Source organism: Streptomyces sp. NPDC059787, from assembly GCF_042732315.1.
GTDB classification, from domain to species: Bacteria; Actinomycetota; Actinomycetes; order Streptomycetales; family Streptomycetaceae; genus Streptomyces; species Streptomyces atrovirens.
Genome location: NZ_JBHWHX010000023.1, coordinates 82949 through 97726, shown reverse-complemented (window position 1 = coordinate 97726; position 14778 = coordinate 82949). Strand labels below are relative to the sequence as shown.

General features: G+C 73.6%; 12 protein-coding genes. 4 read left to right on the top strand and 8 right to left on the bottom strand.

The annotated features are described in order from the left end of the window. Positions 1-17 precede the first annotated feature (17 nt). Positions 18-776, top strand: coding sequence for an SDR family oxidoreductase (locus tag ACFV5H_RS22330; RefSeq protein ID WP_385051671.1), 759 nt, complete (start codon positions 18-20; stop codon positions 774-776). Between the two features lie 274 nt (positions 777-1050). Here the strand turns inward: ACFV5H_RS22330 and ACFV5H_RS22325 are convergent, their stop codons facing one another. Further along, positions 1051-2241: an ROK family transcriptional regulator gene (locus tag ACFV5H_RS22325; protein WP_385196847.1), complete on the bottom strand. Its 1191-nt coding sequence runs from the start codon at positions 2239-2241 to the stop codon at positions 1051-1053. A gap of 132 nt (positions 2242-2373) precedes the next feature. Here ACFV5H_RS22325 and ACFV5H_RS22320 point away from each other — a divergent pair, with 132 nt between their 5' ends. Continuing rightward, positions 2374-3579, top strand: coding sequence for an MFS transporter (locus ACFV5H_RS22320; RefSeq protein ID WP_385051675.1), 1206 nt, complete (start codon positions 2374-2376; stop codon positions 3577-3579). Here the strand turns inward: ACFV5H_RS22320 and ACFV5H_RS22315 are convergent. Next, complete coding sequence (locus ACFV5H_RS22315) at positions 3539-3997, bottom strand: acyl-CoA thioesterase (RefSeq protein ID WP_385051677.1); 459 nt, start codon at positions 3995-3997, stop codon at positions 3539-3541. The two genes, ACFV5H_RS22320 and ACFV5H_RS22315, sit on opposite strands and share 41 nt — an antisense overlap. A 175-nt stretch (positions 3998-4172) precedes the next feature. Between ACFV5H_RS22315 and ACFV5H_RS22310 the strand changes: the two genes are divergently transcribed. Continuing rightward, on the top strand, positions 4173-5576 hold the full coding sequence (locus tag ACFV5H_RS22310; protein WP_385196845.1) for a uracil-xanthine permease family protein: 1404 nt from the start codon (positions 4173-4175) through the stop codon (positions 5574-5576). On the opposite strand, the gene ACFV5H_RS22305 is transcribed toward ACFV5H_RS22310, so the two are convergent. After that, positions 5558-6682, bottom strand: a complete 1125-nt coding sequence (locus ACFV5H_RS22305) for a glycoside hydrolase family 6 protein (protein ID WP_385051730.1) — start codon at positions 6680-6682, stop codon at positions 5558-5560. The two genes, ACFV5H_RS22310 and ACFV5H_RS22305, sit on opposite strands and share 19 nt — an antisense overlap. A gap of 173 nt (positions 6683-6855) precedes the next feature. On the opposite strand from ACFV5H_RS22305, the gene ACFV5H_RS22300 reads away from it, so the two are divergent. Then, positions 6856-7602 (top strand): DUF5995 family protein, encoded by a 747-nt coding sequence (locus ACFV5H_RS22300; protein ID WP_385196843.1) that lies wholly within the window; start codon positions 6856-6858, stop codon positions 7600-7602. Here ACFV5H_RS22300 and ACFV5H_RS22295 read toward each other — a convergent pair. From ACFV5H_RS22295 to ACFV5H_RS22275, 5 genes are all read right to left on the bottom strand, one after another. Continuing rightward, a complete protein-coding gene (locus ACFV5H_RS22295; RefSeq protein WP_385196841.1) occupies positions 7563-9260 on the bottom strand; it encodes a flavin monoamine oxidase family protein in 1698 nt (565 codons plus the stop codon). The genes ACFV5H_RS22300 and ACFV5H_RS22295 overlap by 40 nt on opposite strands. 49 nt (positions 9261-9309) lie before the next feature. Further along, positions 9310-10098, bottom strand: coding sequence for a carbon-nitrogen hydrolase family protein (locus tag ACFV5H_RS22290; protein WP_385196839.1), 789 nt, complete (start codon positions 10096-10098; stop codon positions 9310-9312). Positions 10099-10537: 439 nt separating this feature from the next. Continuing rightward, positions 10538-11731: an MFS transporter gene (locus tag ACFV5H_RS22285; RefSeq protein ID WP_385051687.1), complete on the bottom strand. Its 1194-nt coding sequence runs from the start codon at positions 11729-11731 to the stop codon at positions 10538-10540. 161 nt (positions 11732-11892) lie between these two features. After that, the gene (locus ACFV5H_RS22280; protein WP_385196837.1) at positions 11893-14070 is read right to left on the bottom strand and encodes a bifunctional polysaccharide deacetylase/glycosyltransferase family 2 protein; all 2178 of its coding nucleotides are present in this window, start codon (positions 14068-14070) and stop codon (positions 11893-11895) included. Next, a complete protein-coding gene (locus ACFV5H_RS22275) occupies positions 14070-14771 on the bottom strand; it encodes a hypothetical protein (protein ID WP_385196835.1) in 702 nt (233 codons plus the stop codon). The genes ACFV5H_RS22280 and ACFV5H_RS22275 overlap by 1 nt, the downstream gene beginning before the upstream one ends. Between the last annotated feature and the right edge of the window lie 7 nt (positions 14772-14778).

Below are 14778 nucleotides of genomic sequence, written 5' to 3'. Positions count from 1 at the left end.
CGAAGGGACGGAACAGCATGAGCACGATCCTGGTGACCGGCGGTACCGGAACGCTCGGCCGGCACATCGTCGCGCGGCTGCGGGCGGGCGGACACGAGGTGCGGGGGCTCAGCCGGCACGCTCAGCCGTACGCCGTCGATCTGCGCGAAGGCGGGCCGGCGCTGGAGGAGGCCGTCACGGGCGTGGACACGATCGTGCACTGCGCGTCGTCACCGCGCGGTGGCGACGAGAAGGCCGCGCGGAACCTGATCGCGGCGGCCCGGCGGGCGGGGGTCGGACACCTCGTGTACATCTCGATCGTCGGTGTCGACCGGGTGCCGTTCGGCTACTACAGGTCCAAGCTGGCCGTGGAGCGGCTGGTCGAGGAGTCGGGGCTGGGCTGGACGGTGCTGCGCGCCACCCAGTTCCACGACCTGGTGTTCACGGTCCTCCAGGGCATGGCCAGGCTGCCGGTCCTGCTGCTGCCGGCCCGGGTGAAGGACCAGCCTGTCGATGTCACGGAGGTCGCGGACCGCCTGGCCGAGCTGGCCCAGGGCGCGCCGGCGGGCCGCGTCGACGACATGGGCGGCCCGGAGGTCCGGACGTTCGACTCCCTGGCCCGCGCGTATCTGAAGGCCACGGGCCGCCGCCGCGCGGTGGTGAAGGTCCCGCTGCGCGGCGCGGCCTACGACGCCTTCCGCGCGGGCGGCCACCTCGCCCCGGAGCGGGCGACCGGCAAGGGTACGTTCGACGAGTACCTGGCGAAGCGGTTCGGGGCCCGTACCGCCCACCGGTGAACGGGAGGTCCGCCTCCCCGGGCCCACCACGGCGGGCACGCGACCGGAGCACCCCCTCGGCGAGGGCTCTCCCCGTGCCCTGCAGCCTGCGAGCAGCCGGGCGCTCCGCCGGAAGTGCGGTGGATGTGCCGTCGAGCGTCCGCGGCGCCGTCGTGGCTGGTCGCGCAGTTCCCCGCGCCCCTTCGGGGCGCTGCCGCGACCGGTCGCGCCCATGCGGCGGTAGCCGCACATCACCACAGTCCCGTGCCGTCTCGGGACACTGCCGTCTGCGGCTTCAGTGCCCGGGCACGCCGAACAGTTCGTCCTGGGCCCGGTCGCGGGCCGTCAGGAGGGCTCCGCGCAGTACCGCGCCGCCGCCCAGGGTGCTGGGCCGTACGTCGGCGGGCAGGGGGGACATGGCGGCCAGGCGGTCCCGTACCCGCGCGGCGAGTGTCTCGCCGCCGGCCTGGCCGACCTCGCCGCCCAGGACCACGTGGCCGGGGTCGAGCAGCGCGACCACCGAGGCGACGCCCACCGTGATCCGGTCGGCCAGGGTGTCGAGGAAGCGTGCCTCCGGGGAGGCGGGGGCGGCCGACGCGACGGCCGTCCGTACCGCGCCGGCCGCCGGCGGCTCGGTGTCCGGCTCCGCCACGACGCCGTACTCCTCCGCCAGCCGGGCGACCGCCGCCGCCCCCACCAGGGAGTGGAAGCCGCCCGCGCAGTCCGTGGCCGACGGCGGGCCGCTCGTGCCCGGGACCGGGAGGAAGCCGATCTCGCCCGTGCCGCCGGAGGCGCCCCTGCGCAGGGCGCCGTCGAGGATCACGGCGGCACCGGTGCCGTGGCCCAGCCACAGCAGGACGAAGGTGTCCCGGCCGCGGGCCGCGCCGTCGCGCTGCTCGGCCAGCGCGGCGAGGTTGGTCTCGTTCTCCACGCTGACCCGGGCCTCGGGGAGCCGCTCCTGGAGCGCGGCGACCAGGCGCCGGTGCCACTCGGGCAGGCCCGTGGAGTCGCGCAGTTCGCCGCTCGCGGGGTCGATCAGCCCGGGGGCCCCGATCCCGACGGTGTGCAGCCGGTCGGCGCCCGCCTCCTTCGCCGTCCGCTCGACCAGCGTGACCGCCTGTTCGACCGCCGGTCCGGTGCCCGCGTCCCCGGTGATGGGCAGGGCGGCCTCGGCCAGGACCTCGCCGACGAGGTCCGACACGACCACGGTGACGCCCTCGGTGCGGACGTCCAGCGCGGCCAGGTGGGCCCGGTCCGCGACGATGCCGTAGAGCTTGGCGTTGGGGCCGCGCCGCTGCTCCCCCGCCTCGCCGGCCACCGCGATGAGCCCGGCGGCGGTGAGCCGCTCGACGAGGTCGGCGACGGTCGGCCGGGACAGCCCGGTCAGCTGCTTCAACTGCCCGGCGGTCAGCGGGCCTTCCTGCTGGAGCAGGCGCAGGGCGAGCCGGTCGTTGATGGCTCTGGCGGTGCTCGGGGATGCGGCCATGCCGGGATCCTTCCAGATCGGCGGGGCCGGCCGGCGCATGCTCCGCCTCCGGATACCCCATATCTTTCAGGCAGGGTTCCTGATAGTTTACGGCGGCGCGTGCGGAAACCGACGACCGGGAGGGGCGGGACGATGAGCGCAGTGGTCCATCAGCAGCATGATGTGAGACGGGCGCGGTACGCCGTGGCCGCCGTGTTCGCCGTACACGGCGCCGTCACCGGCTCGTTCGCCACCCGCGTCCCCTGGATCCAGGACCACGCCGGGGTGAGCGCCGGGCAGTTGGGCCTCGCGCTCGCCTTCCCCGCGCTCGGGGCGTCCCTCGCGATGCCGCTCGCGGGAAGCATCAGCCACCGCTTCGGCGCCCGCACGGCGCTGCGCGGCCTGATCGCGCTGTGGACGCTCGCGCTGACCCTGCCGTCGATCGCCCCGAACCTGCTCACCCTCTGCCTGGCCCTGTTCGTCTACGGCGCCACGGCCGGCATGTCCGACGTGGCGATGAACGCGCTGGGCGTGGAGGTGGAGAACCGGCTCGACAAGTCGATCATGTCGGGGCTGCACGGCATGTGGAGCGCCGGCGCCCTGGTCGGCTCGGCGGCCGGCACGCTCGCCGCCCACCTCGGCGCGGACGCCCGGCTGCACCACGCGCTCGCGGCCGCCGTCCTGACGGTGGCGGGTGCGACCGCCTGCACCTGGGTGCTCGACCTGCAGCCCACCGAGGACGAGGAGCCGCCGCCGCGGTTCGCGCTGCCGCCCCGCTCCGCGCTGCTCATCGGCGCGATCGGCTTCTGCGCGGTGTTCGCGGAGGGCGCGAGCCTGGACTGGTCGGCGGTCTATCTGCGCGACCAGCTGGAGACCTCGGCCGGTCTCGCGGCGGCCTGCACCACCGGCTTCACGCTCACCATGGCGGTCGCCCGGATCGCCGGGGACCACGTGGTGGACCGCTACGGCGCCGTGCGCACGGTCCGCGCGAGCGGTGTCGTCGCCCTGCTGGGCGGACTGCTGATCGTGTTCGCCGAGCACCCCGCGGTGGCGATGGGCGGGTTCGCGCTGATGGGGCTCGGCATCGCGGTGGTCGTGCCGTTGTGCTTCGCCGCCGCCGGCCGCAGCGGCTCCAACCCGAGCCTGGCCATCGCGGGCGTCGCGACCATCACCTACACCTCGGGCCTGATCGCCCCGAGCGCGATCGGCCTGCTGGCCCAGGCGACCAGTCTGATGGTGTCGTTCGTCCTGGTGACGGTGTTGTCGTGCGGCATCGCGGGCTTCGCGGGCGTGCTGCGCGCGGGAGACCGTACGAAGGTCACGCGTCCGGAGGCAGCAGTTCCCGAGCCCCGTCCCTGAACGCCTCGCTCCAGGGCGCCGGGCGCAGGGTCGTGGCGTCCAGCCGCACCAGCACCCGGCTGCCCCGCGCGTAGGTCACTTCCCCGTCCTGCGAGCAGAAGCGGAAGCCGTACGTCAGTCCGGTCCTGCCGAGCCGCTCCAGCCACAGGTGGACCGCGTACGTACCGGCGCGGGTCACCGGGACCTCGTAGCCGATGCGCAGTTCCCGGACCGCGTTGCAGGCGTCGCCGGCCGCCACCCAGTCGCCGTCGAAGCGGACGCCCTTCTCCTGCCACAGCTCGGTCCACGCCCGCTCGACGAGCAGCGGATAGCGGGCGTTGTGCAGCAGCCCCAGTGCGTCGAGGTCGTCGAAGTGGACGGTCACGGGGATCAGCCGGCCGTGGAGCAGGGCGGGGGCGAGCGGGGCTTCGGCGGTCACGGGTGGGACTCCTGGGACGTACGGGATGAGTGCCGTTTACATCGAACAGCGGCGCGTCCTCATCCTAAGCAGACGCTCAGCCGGGTCGGCCACGCCCGTCCGCCTGTACGAGGCACCGCTGCTCAGCCCGCACAATGGTCCGGACACGCTGCACGTACGACGAAAGCGACAGCCCATGAATCTCGGCGTCCGGTGGAAACTGCACGGCGACGGACGCACCCCGGCCCCCGGCGCGGTGGTCCGCCCCGACGAACGGCTCTCCTGGCCCCGTACGGCGGGTCTGGGGGCCCAGCACGTCGTGGCGATGTTCGGGGCGTCCTTCGTCGCCCCGGTGCTCATGGGTCTGGACCCCAACCTGGCGATCATGATGTCGGGTGTCGCGACCGTCGTCTTCCTGCTGGCCACGCGTGGCCGGGTGCCGAGTTACCTCGGCTGTTCGCTCTCCTTCGTCGGTGTCGCCGCGGTCATCCGGGCCCAGGGCGGCTCCAGCGCCACCGTCACCGGCGCGGTGTTCGTGGTGGGGGCCGCGCTGTTCCTGGTGGGTCTGGCGGTGCGGCGGTTCGGGGCGCGGATCATCCACGCCGCGATGCCGCCGATCGTCACCGGTGCGGTGGTGATGCTGATCGGCTTCAACCTGGCACCGGTGACCGCCTCCACCTACTGGCCGCAGGACCAGTGGACCGCCCTGTTCGTGATGCTGTTCACCGGGCTCGCCGTGGTCTGCCTGCGCGGCTTCTGGTCCCGCATCGCGATCTTCCTCGGGCTGGTCTTCGGATACGTCCTGTCCTGGGCGCTCGACCGGATCTTCGGGCGGATCCACTCGGCGGACGCGAGCGGCAAGGTCACCGACCACTGGCGCCTGGACCTGTCCGGAGTGGGCCAGGCCGACTGGATCGGACTGCCGGCCCTGCACGGCCCGTCCTTCGAGTGGTCGGCGATCCTGGTCGCCCTGCCGGTGGTCATCGCGCTGATCGCCGAGAACGCCGGGCACGTCAAGGCGGTCGGCGAGATGACCGGCGACAACCTCGACGACAAGCTCGGCACGGCCATCTCCGCCGACGGTGTCGGCTCCATGCTGTCCACCGCGGTCGGCGGCCCGCCCAACACCACCTACTCCGAGAACATCGGCGTGATGGCCGCGACCCGCGTCTACTCCACGGCCGCGTACTGGGCCGCCGCCGGCTTCGCCCTGCTGTTCGGTGTCTGCCCGAAGTTCGGCGCGGTCGTGGCGGCCATCCCGGGCGGGGTCCTCGGCGGGATCACCGTCATCCTGTACGGCATGATCGGCCTGCTCGGCGCGCAGATCTGGATCAACGCCAAGGTGGACCTGCGCAATCCGCTGAACCTGGTGCCGGCCGCCGCGGGCATCATCATCGGCGTCGGCAACGTCACGATGGAGTTCACCGACACCTTCTCCCTCAGCGGCATCGCGCTCGGCACGCTGGTCGTCATCACCGGCTACCACGCGCTGCGCGTCTTCGCGCCCGCCCACCTCAAGACGCAGGAGCCGCTGCTCGACGAGGGCACGTCCTCCTACGACACCGAGGACACCGAGGGCGATCAGCGTGCCAAGTCGTAGGCGTACGACGGGGTGAAGGTGCCCGGCGCCCCCTTGCAGCCGTCGGACTCCCCCGGCAGCTTCACCCACAGGTAGGCGTCGATGCCGGTCTCCCCGGTGCTCAGCGTCGGGGGCCGGCCGAGCTTGCGGCCCGCGGGGTCGCACCATGCGCCGTCCGCCGGGGCACCGTTGCCGTTGCGGCTGGTGTCGATCACCGCGCCGAGGCCCGGCGGGCCGCCGAGGGCGTCGAGCACGGCACGGTCGTAGGTGACCTCGTCGGCGGTGGCGTGGAAGTTGGAGACGTTGCTGAAGACACCGTCGGAGGAGGCGGCCGAGGCGGCCCCGGCCTGCCGCAGCAGGGCGGCCTGTTCGGCCGCGCCGTGCCAGCCGGAGTGCCCGGCGTCGAAGTAGACCCGCGCCCGGGGGTTGGCGTCCTTCAGCACCCGGCCGGCGCGGGCCAGCGAGGCGAAGCGGTCGGCGCGCTGCCCGGCGGAGAGGCACTCGGACTGGGCGATCGCGTCGGGCTCCAGGATCACGATGACCTCGCTGCCGCCCAGTCCGGCGGCGAACCGGTCGATCCAGGCGTCGTAGGCCGCCAGATCGGGCGCCCCGCCCTCGGAGTGCCCGCCGCAGTCGCGGTCGGGGATCGCGTACGGCACGAGGACCGGCGTCCGGCCCCGCGCCGCGCCGCCCGACGCCACGGCACGCACCCGGGAGGTGACCGTCTCCGGGGAGTAGTCCGCGAACCACACGGCCGCCGGCCGGTCGGCGATCCGGGACTCGATGACCGCGCGGCGCGGGTCGTCGGGGTTGGTCCGCACCCAGTCCAGGACCTGGGAGTCGGGGTGGCGGTAGAGGCGGGTGGGCACGGGGGCGGTCTGCCGCTTCTCCCCGGTCCTGGACGCGGACGCCTTCGGGCTCGCCTTCTTCGTCGGACCGGCCGTGGGAGAAGGGGACTTCGTCGCCGACGGCGAGGGCGAGGGTGACGGCACGACGGGCAGCGGTTCCAGGCGCGGCGAGGAGGTCACCCCGGGGCGTGCCTCGTCCGCGCCGCGTCCGCCGCCGACCGCCGACATCATCCCCGTGACGGTGCCGACCGCGACCACCACGGAGGCCGCCGCGACCATCGTGCCGCGCCGGGCGGTACGCCGGCGCTCGGCCCTCCGCGCGGACAGGCGCTGGGCACGCGAGCCTGACACAGTACTGCTCCCCCTCCCCCACGACGGGTGCGTTCCCCCGTTCCGGGGAAGCGTCGGGCCCGCCGTCACTGACGCCACCCTAAAGGTGCGACTCTGCGCTCATGGTGCGATGCGAACAAGTCCTCACCGCCGTGGACGGGGTCGTCTCCCGTATGCGCGCCCTCGACGCGGCCCTGCCCGCGCGGGACGGGGTCGCGGTGTTCAACCGTGTCTACCTCGCCGTCACGGAGGCCGTGGACCGGCGGATCGACGCGGGCCGGTTCCGGGACGCCCGGGCGGCGATCGCGCTGGACGTACGGTTCGCGGAGCGCTATCTGGCGGCGGTGGACGCGGTGTCGCGGGAGCGGCGGCCACCGGCCTGCTGGCGTCCGCTGTTCCAGTTCCGCCGGCACCCCGGCGTACGTCCGCTGCAGTTCGCGCTCGCGGGCATCAACGCGCACATCGGCCACGATCTCGCGCTCGCCGTCGTGGACACCTGCCGTACGCTCGGCTGCGAACCCGTCGATCTGGAGGACGAGTTCGACCAGGTGGGCGAACTCCTCCTCTCGCTGGAGGACCGGATCCGCGAAGAGCTGACACCGGGCCCCGAACTGCTGCGGATCGCCGACCCGTTGACCCATCTGCTGGGCGCGTGGAGCCTGGAACGCGCCCGGGACGCGGCCTGGACGGCGGCCCGCGCCCTGTGGGCACTGCGCGGACTGCCGGACGTCGCCGGGGAGTTCACCGAACGCCTGGACACGGCGGTGGGCTTCGCCGGCCGCATGCTGCTCACCCCGCTGCCGGACCGACCCGGCAGCGGGGGGCGGACTCAGTCCTCGGGGAGTTCCACCGGGGCGATCTCGTCGTAGAGGTCGCCGGGACCCGGGTTGGTCGGGTCGGTCTCGCCGCCGAAGTGGTGCATGACGCCCCAGACCGCGTTCAGCGCGGTCTGGACGGCACCCTCCGCCCAGCCGGCCGTCCAGGAGATGTCGTCACCGGCGAGGAAGATGCCCCGCTTGTCCTCCGGCAGCGCCTCCTGCATGAAGTGGGTGAACAGGCGGCGCTGGTAGCGGTAGTGGCCGGGCAGGTTGGCCTTGAACGCGCCCATGAAGTAGGGCTCGTTCTCCCAGGAGACGGTCACCGGGTTGCCGATGACGTGCTTCCGGATGTCGACCTTGGGGTAGATCTCGCCGAGCGACTTCAGCATGACCTCCATCCGCTCGTTCGCGGACAGCGGCAGCCACTTCAGGCTGTCGTCGCACCAGGTGTAGGAGAGGCAGATGACGGCGGGCTTGTCGGGGCCGTCGTCGAGGAGGTACGTGCCACGGGTCATGCGGTCGGTGAGCGTCATCGACATGACGTCCCGGCCGGTCTCCTCGTCCTTGTCCAGCCAGAACGGCCGGTCGACCGGCACGAAGAGCTTGGAGCTCTCCATGTAGTGGGTGCGCTCGATGGCGGTCCAGTGGTCGATCGGGAAGAGCGAGTCGTCGCAGGCGATCTTGGACAGCAGCATCCAGGACTGGGCGGTGAAGATCGCCGCCCGGTACGTACGGATGTCCCCGTCGGCGTCCGTCACCGTGATCCGGTTGCCGGCGGTGCGGTTGAGCCGGGTGACCGCCGGGCGGGGCTCGCCCTCCGGGTGCAGGGACTTCAGCGAGGTGCCGTACGGCCAGTGGACGATCTTCTCCGGCTCGCGCTCCCACAGGCGCAGGGGCAGTTGCTGGGAGCCGCCGACGATGCCGCGGTGATGGTCGTCGGCCTCGGTGTAGACGACGCGGAGGATCTCCAGGATGGAGTTGGGGAAGTCGGTGTCCCAGCCGCCGGTGCCGAAGCCGACCTGGCCGAAGATCTCGCGGTGGCGGAAGGACCTGAAGGCCTCTGAGTCGCAGAGGAAGCCGTAGAAGGTCTGGTTGTCGAGCTTCTCGACCAGCTTCGCCCAGATCTCCCGGATACGCGGGACGTCGCGCTCGCGCAGGGCGCGGTTCATGTCGGAGAAGTCGGCGCCCTCTTCGAGGCACTCGGCCCAGGCGTCGGCGACGTCCCGGTAGATCTGGGGCAGGTCGTCGAGGGTCTCGGCGTAGTGCGACTCGCCCTTGAGGTCGACGACGGTGGACGGCGTCGCCTCGGCGAGGGGATTGGGGAAGGGACGGGTGCGCAGTCCGACCAGGTCGATGTAGTGCCGGAGCGCCGTGGAGGACGGCGGGAAGCGCATCGCGCCCATCTCGGCGGTCAGGGAGTCGTCGCACCCGTCGAAGCCGACGGTGCGCAGCCGGCCACCGATCCGGTCGGCCTCGTACACGACCGGCTTGAGGCCCATCTTCATCAGCTCGTACGCGGCGACGATGCCGGACAGGCCGCCGCCGATCACGGCGACCTCGGTGCCGTGATCGGTCGCCGGTATCTGTCCGAGGCCCGCCGGGTGGGCGAGGAAGTCGTCGTACGCGTACGGGAAGTCCGGGCCGAACATGGTGATCGGCGGCTGCTGCTCGTCGGCGTGCTCGATCGCGTTGGGCACGGTGGACGTCATGGGGTGCGGACTCCTTGCACAGGTGAAGCGGGGGGGTGGGGGAGGAGGCTCAGACGAGGGACCCGTAGAGGCCGGGGCGGCGGTCCTGCAGATACGGGTTGTCCTCACGGGACGCGGCGAGGAGGACGGGGTCGGCGTCGGCGACGACGAGTTCCTCGGTGCGGCCGGCCCGGGTGCGGGCGACTCCGTCGGGGGCGGCGAGCGTGGACAGGCCCACGAACTCGAACTCGCCCTCCTGGCCGACCCGGTTGACGTACGCGATGTACATCTGGTTCTCGAACGCCCGCACCGGCACGACGGACTCGGCGACGAACTGGAACGGGTGCAGCTGTGCCGTGGGCACCAGGAGGAGGTCGGTGCCGGCCAGCGCGTGGGCGCGCACGTTCTCCGGGAACTCGACGTCGTAGCAGATCATCAGGCCGATGGTGAGGCCGTCGAGCTCGGCCTGCACGACGGTTCGCTCTCCCGGGGTGAAGTGGTCCCGTTCGAAGCAGCCGTAGAGGTGGGTCTTGCGGTAGTTCGCGAGGCGGGTGCCGGCGGCGGAGATCAGCTGCACGGAGTTGAAGACGCGTCCGCCGTCCCGCTCGGGGTAGCCGTAGGCGATCGCGAGGCCGTGCCGGGTGGCGGTCTCCGTGATCGCGTCGGCCGCGTCGCCGTCGGCGGGCTCGGCGAGCCGGGCGATGTCGTCGCCGATCGCGTACCCGGTCAGGAACAGCTCCGAGGTGACGAGCAGCCCGGCGCCCGCGGCGGCGGCGCGGGCGGACGCCTCGTCGAGGACCTTGAGGTTCTCGACGACGGATCCGGGGCGGCCGGAGCTCTGGAGCAGGGCGGTGCGCATGCGTGTTCCTCACCGGTACGCGGGGGTTTCGGGGGTCGGATAGACGGTACGGGCGGGCGGCTCGGGGGGACAAGGCGGAGCCGTTGCGCGTCGGTGAGGGGTTTGTTGCGTGCGGGGTGGGGGTGGCGGCGATTCGTTGCGCGGCGCTCGTCGCTCCCGCGATGGGCGGTGGGTTCGCGTGGGCCGGCGCCGTGTGGGTGCCCCACGTTGGGGTGGGCCGGTGCCGTATGGGTGCCCCGGCGTCGGTGCGGGCCGGGGGTGGGGTGCGCGGCCCGGCGCGGTACGGGGCGCCCGGCGTTGATGTGGGCCGGGGGGTGTTCGCGCGGCCCGGCGCATGCGGGGTGCCGTCGCGCCCACCCGTGCCGCCCCAGCGGCACAGCTGCCCGCGGAAACGACGGCATGCGGCACGGCTGCCCGCCGTGGGCGCTACGGCGAGCCCTCACTCACGGCGTGCCCTGGCGGCCCCGGCGAGCAGCAGGGCCGCCGTCGCCAGGTACGGCACCGCGAACACCGCGAAAGCGGTGCTGTGGGCGCCGCCCGAGGCGATCAGTGCGTAGCCGCCGTAGACCGCGACCGTCGTCAGTTCCGTGCCCAGGCCCGCGACCGAGGTGAGGGTGGCCCGGCCGGTGTCCTCGATGCGTCGCTGGAGACGGGCGTCGGCCAGCACGGTCGCCGCCTGGAAGCCGCCGAAGGCGAGGGCGACGAGACCCAGCCCCCACGGGGTGCCGTCGGCCGCGCCGGCGGCCAGGGCGAGGCCGGCACCGGCGAGCAGGGCGGCGAGCCCGCCCGTGCCGAGCCGCTCGCCCTCGCCCGCCAGCAGGCTCCCGGCCGTGGCACCGGCCCAGATCAGCAGGAGCAGGTAGGGAACCGTCCCGTCCGCGACACCGGTCCCCCGCACCAGCAGCGGCGTGTACTCGTCGAGGGCGCCCCACACCGCGCTCACGGCCGGTACGAGCAGCAGCGCCCCGCGTACCGACCGGTCGGCGCGGGCCTCGGCGAGCCCGGCGCGCAGGGTCGCCGTCCGGTTCTCGTGTCCGGTCTTCGGGGAGCGGTGCTCGGGGAACCGGAGTGCCGTGGCCGCCGCCAGCAGACACACCAGCACGCTGGCGGCCCCGACGGCGGTGTGGCCGCCCCGGGTGAGCACGGGGCCGGCGAGTCCCGTCGCCGCCATCACCGCGACCAGCCCGGCCGCGCGGGCCCGGCCCATGATCCGGGCGTAGCGGCCGGCCGCGTCGAGCCGTTCCAGCTCGTCGTAGACCAGCGCCTCCAGCGCACCGGAGCCCAGCGCCCCGCCGGCGCCCCACAGCACGAAGCCGACGGCGAAGGCGCCGTACGACGGGACGAGCACCCACAGGGCGAAGCCGGCGGCGGTGAGCAGCGGGCCGAGCCACAGCAGCAGCCGGCGCGAGACGGCGTCGGCCCAGATCCCGGAGGGGACCTCCAGCAGCACACCGGTCACCGACCAGAGGGCGAACAGGGAGGAGATCTGCCCGACGGACAGGCCGGTGTCGCTGAACAGCAGCGCGTACACCGGGTAGAGCAGGATGAAGTCTTCGAGGAACGAATAGCCGTACAGCGTGGTCGTCAGCCGTCGCACGCGGACGTCGGAGGCACGCGTGGGCGTGAGAGTCATGAGGCCTTCCCGTAAGGGCGGTTCGGACACCGGACGTCGAGGACGTACGGCGGCCGAGGCGGCCCTCGGGAGGCGCGGCCGGTGGATCAATGTCGCCAGGTCATGACCCTCATGCTAGACCGGTCGTGAGGGGTCCCGCCCGGTGTTTCCCCGGCCGGCGCTCACCGCTCCCGGGCGGGGAGCCGGGACGGCAGCACGACGTCGCCGCTGCGCTTGAGGCGTTGCCAGGGCAGCCGGTACCCGTTGACCGCGGTGAGGCAGGCCTGGAGGAGCACCAGGTACATGAGCTGGCGGTAGACGATCTGCTGCAGCGGGAGCGTCCACAGCGGCCGGAGGCTCTCACCGTCGAGGCGGAAGGCGTAGGCCGCGCAGACGGTCTGCACGGCCAGCACGCCGGTCCACGCCAGCATCGTGCGGAGCGGGTCCCCGAAGACCAGGCCGTAGACGGTCAGCAGGTCGATCAGCGGGGCGAGGAGCGGGGTGAGGATCTGGAAGACGGCCAGCAGGGGCAGCCCGAGGCGGCCGAAGTGGCCCGCGTGGCCGCGCTCGACCAGCGCGTGCCGGTGCTTCCACGCGGCCTGCATGGTGCCGTAGCTCCAGCGGTAGCGCTGGCGCCACAGTTGCCGCAGTGTGGCCGGCGCCTCGGTCCAGGCGAGCGCGTCCTCGGTGTAGCGGATCTCCCACCCGGCCCGGTGCAGGGCCATGGTGATGTCGGTGTCCTCGGCGAGGGTGTCGCCGCTCATCATCCCGGCGTCCCGCAGGGCCGTGACGCGAAAGGCCCCGACGGCACCGGGGATGGTCGGCATGCAGCGCAGCAGGTCGTACATGCGGCGGTCCAGGTTGAAGCCCATCACGTACTCGATGTGCTGCCAACGCCCCAGCAGACCCCGGCGGTTGCCCACCTTGGCGTTGCCGGCGGTGGCGCCGACGGCCGGATCGGCGAACGGCTGGACGAGGCGGTGGACGGTCGAGGGGGCGAAGACCGTGTCGGCGTCGAGCATGACGACGAGGTCGTGGGAGGCCCGCCGGACGCCGGCGTCGAGGGCCGACGCCTTGCCGCCGTTCGGCCGGCGGAGCACCGTGGTCTCCGGGAGGCCGAGTGACTCGGCGACGTCGGCGGTGCCGTCGTCGGAACCGTCGTCCACGACGATGATCTCCACGGGGTGATCGCTCACGGCGAGCGAGCGGAGCGTCTTGGCGATGCACAGTCTCTCGTTGTACGCGGGGACGACGACGCTGACGGGCCGGGTGACGGGCCGGCCGGCGGCGGGGTGCGGACGCCGGTGGACGTGGTGGTGGGCGAGGACCAGCATCAGCGCGCACCGCGCGAGGACGAGCGCCCCGACGACCAGCAGCAGCACGCCCACGACCGACACCGCCGTGCCCGACACGGTCACGGCGGCCACGAACGCCCGGCCCTTCCACAGGGTTCCCGTGTCGACGGGGCTGGTGAGACCGTCGGTGCCGACGAGGTCGGCGATCGTGGTGAAGCGGTAGCCCTGGGCCTGGAGCCGGGGGATCAGGATGTCCAGCGCCCGGACGGTCTGCGACCGGTCCCCGCCCGAGTCGTGCAGGAGCACGACCGTTCCCCGGCCCGGCACGTCCGGTGTGGCCGCGTCGGCGATCGCCCGCGCGCCCGGCCGCCGCCAGTCCCTGGTGTCCTGGTCGACGAACGCCAGCACGTAGCCCTTCTCGCCCAGGTGCCGGGCGACGGACCAGGCCGGTCCGTCCAGGGCGGTGGTGGTCGAGGAGTAGGGCATCCGCAGGAGCGAGCTGTTGACGCCCCCGGCTCCGGCGAGGGCGAGCTGGGTCAGCGCCAGCTCGCGGTCGGTCTCGCTCGCGGACAGCGTGGCCAGGTCCCGGTGGGAGAAGGTGTGCACCCCGATCTCGTGACCGGAGCGGATCAGATCACGCAGGATCGCGGGGTGGCGCACGGCCTGCTGGCCGGTGACGAAGAAGGTGCCGGGCGTGCCGTGGCGGTCGAGGACGGCCCGGATCCGGGGTGTCCAGACGGGGTCCGGACCGTCGTCGAAGGTCAGGACCACCGTTCTGGCCGGCGCCCGGTAGGTGCGCAGGTGGCCGTGGGTGGTGTCGACGACCGGGCCGCCGCCGGTGACCTCCCGGGGGGCGCCGGTGGCCGGTTTCCCGGCGCGTCCCTCCTGGTCTCCGGAGAAGCCCCGGGTCGTGTACCCCTCGACCAGGAGCACCGAGACGACGAAGGCCAGCAGGACGAGTGGGACGACGACGCGGAAGCGGTGCCGGGGCGGCAGGGGCGATCGGGTCCGCCGCGGCCCGGGTGTCGCCGGTGGGGGACGGACCGGCCGGTGGCGGCGTCGCATCAGGGGGTCCCGGCCACGGGCGCGTCACCGGGCGGGGAGCCGACCGGGGCGTCGGACGGCGGCTCGGACGGACCGGGGGGCGGGGTGGACTGGGGCGTGTCCGGCGGGGGCTCCGGGGCAGGCGGCTCGTCCGTCCCCGCGGGCGGCTCGGGGGCGGGTTCGCTTCCGGTGCCGGGGTCGGGTGCGGACGGGTCGTCGGGGGCGGGGGCGTCGGGCTCCTGCGGTGCCGACGGAACGCCGGTCGCGGGGGGCTCCGGTTCGGCCGGGACCGGGGGCTCCGGTCCACCGGGGACGAGCGGGGCCGCGGGGGTGAGGAGCGGACCGCCGGGCGGCGTGAGCAGGGGAACCAGTGGGGAGCCCGGCCCCACCGCCGTGCCGGCGCCGCCGAAGTCGCTCCGCCCCGGGTCGAGCACACCGCCGGGCGGTCGGGGTCCGTCGTCCGGTCCCCCCTCCCGGTCCGGCACCGACGGGGCCGTGGCCTCTCCGGGCAGGGGCGGCAGCAGGGCGCCCGGTGCGAACGGGGTCGCCCCCATGAGGCTCAGTACCAGCACCGTCAGGTACGCGGCCGCCAGTCCGGCCACGCCGTATCCGGTGCGCCGGAGCACCCGCGCGCGCCTGCCGGTGGAGTCGACGAACACGGGGAAGCACGGATCAGTCGGCGAGACGGTCCGCACATGTCCGGAATCATCCTGACTCCGCATGGAGCCA